Raw genomic sequence first — 2260 nt, 5'->3', positions numbered from 1 at the left:
CCGCCGGCGGCGATCAGCGCGTTCGCTGCCGCCGCCATGTCGTCCGGGTCATGGCCGAAGACGCAGAGATTGTGGCTGTCATGCGCGACCGTGGTGGCCAGCGCGCCGCGCCAGGACCCCCAGCCTTCCAGCACGCCGAGCGAGGGCCGGGCCGGGGCGAGCCCGTGGCGGTGGATGACGGCGAGCATCGTGACCTCGGGCGGCAGCACGGCGGCGCCGTCGCGCACCGGCACCGCGATCTCGCCCCAGCGGGTGAAGCGCGGCTGGGCCACGCTGCGCAGCCGCGCGGTCGGGCCGGGGGCGGCGATGCGGAAATCGCCGGCGGCCAGCGGGGCGAGCCTCATGGTGTCGCGCAGGCCCGGCGGTTCGCCGCCCGGCAGCGGCGCCGCCAGCCGGCCGCCCTCGGCCAGCAGGGTGCCGGAGCCATAGACCCGCTCCACCGTCATCCCCTCCAGGTCGGAGAGCACGATCAGGTCGGCGCGGCGGCCGGGAGCGAGCAGGCCGAGATCGGCGCGGCCGAGGCGCTGCGCGGCGTTCAGCGTCGCCGCCCGCAGCGCCTCCAGCGCGGGCATGCCATGGCGTACCAGCCGCCGGATCAGGTCGATCATGCCGCCGCGCGCCACCAGGTCGTCCGGGAAGACATCGTCGGTGCAGAGCGTCAGGGTCTGCGGATAGCGCGGCAGGCTGCCGAGCGCCGCGACCGCTTCGGGCAGGATGTAGTCGTGGCTGCCGCGCAGCTCGATGGCCAGGCCGGCGCGCAGCTTCTCCAGCAGATCGGCACCGGAGGTGATCTCGTGGTCGGAGGTGACGCCGGCGGCGGCAAAGCCCTGCAGCGCGCCCGCCGAGAGGCCGCGCGCATGGCCGCAGACCAGCTTGCCGCTCTCCAGCCCCGCCGCCAGGATGCCGCGCATGCGCGGCGCCCGCTCCAGCACGCCGCGCATGTCCATCACCTCGGCGACGCCGGCGACCTCGGGCCAGGACAGCATCTCCGCCATCTCATCCGGCCCGAAGCTGGCCCCCGCGCGCTCCAGCCCCGGCGCCGAGGGCACGCAGGAGGGGGCGAGCAGCAGGGCGCGGAGCGGCAGGCCGCGCAGCGCGGCGATGGCCCAGCGCAGCCCCTCCAGCCCCGCGACATTGGCCAGCTCGTGCGGGTCCCAGCAGATCGTCGTGGTGCCCTGGGGCAGCACCGTCTCGGCATAGCGGCGCGGCGTCACCATCGAGCTTTCGACATGCATGTGCGTGTCGATCAGCCCCGGCGCGAGGATCCGACCCGGCAGCGCCTCGACCATCGCGGCATCGGCGCGCGTGCCGGGGGCGTGGACGCTGGCGATCAGCGGCCCGACCAGGCCGAGATCCGCCGCGCGCAGCTCGCCGGTCGCCATGTCGGCGATCCGCGCGCCGGTCAGCAGCCGGTCGAAGGGCGCGAGCCCCTGCGCGGCGCGCACGGCGCGGTCCCGCAGCGCCGCGTCGTTCAGCGCCGCGTCGTTCAGGGCGGGAAGCGGGTCCTGGGACATGGCCGATCCTGCTGTCGGAAGAAACCGACCGGATAGGCCCGCGCGGAGGGGGGAGGCAAGCGGCCGGGCGCGGACGCGCTCAACGGTGGGAGAGGCAGGTCCGCATGAAGTCCTTGCGCCCCTGGCCGCGCAGCGACTGCTCCCGCGCGGTGGCGTTGCAGCCGCGCATCCGCTCCTGCTGGGCGAGCCGCGCCGGCGAGGGCTCGGCCGCGGCCTTGCGGGGCGCCGCCTCGGACAGGGTCGGCAGCAGCACGGCGGCGGCCGCCAGGGCGGCGAGGACGATCTTCAAGGCAGGCGCTCCACAAAACCCAGGGTAGCTTAACGGGAGCAGTTTTTCTCCAAAAGAGGAATTATTCGCCGCGCGGCATGGGCCGCCGAGCGCGGAGAGGCTGCCGGCACGTGGCCCAAAACGAAAGGGCCCGGCTTCTTGCGAAGCCAGGCCCTTGAAACCGTGGTGGAGCCAATCGGAATCGAACCGACGACCTCTTGAATGCCATTCAAGCGCTCTCCCAACTGAGCTATGGCCCCCCGGTGAGGTGGCGCGATATAACCGTGCCCCCCGGGGCGCGCAAGAGCGGTCCGCGCGGTTTTTTTCGCTTTTTCCGTTCCGGCCGCGGCCCCCTTCCGCAGCCCCGCCCTGGCCGGTAGCCTCGGGGCCGAGAACCATCCTCCCGGAACCTGAGGAGCGTCCCGATGCGGAAAGTCTACCCGGATGCCAAGGCCGCGCTGGAAGGCGTGCTGCGCGA

The 2260-nt window shown here is 73.8% G+C and carries 2 protein-coding genes and 1 tRNA gene; all 3 read right to left on the bottom strand.

The window, feature by feature from the left end:
- Positions 1–1514 (bottom strand): adenine deaminase (locus tag ACVMLK_RS20775; RefSeq protein WP_457487509.1); only part of this gene is annotated, 1514 nt, incomplete at its 3' end.
- 79 nt (positions 1515–1593) lie between these two features.
- On the bottom strand, positions 1594–1803 hold the full coding sequence (locus ACVMLK_RS20770) for a PsiF family protein (RefSeq protein ID WP_422922397.1): 210 nt from the start codon (positions 1801–1803) through the stop codon (positions 1594–1596).
- A 163-nt stretch (positions 1804–1966) separates the two neighbouring features.
- A tRNA-Ala gene (locus ACVMLK_RS20765) sits at positions 1967–2042 on the bottom strand.
- Positions 2043–2260 lie beyond the last annotated feature (218 nt).

The organism is Teichococcus aerofrigidensis (assembly GCF_054073225.1).
Note: the sequence above shows the minus strand (reverse complement) of the source record. Positions and strands in the feature narration are given on the sequence as shown.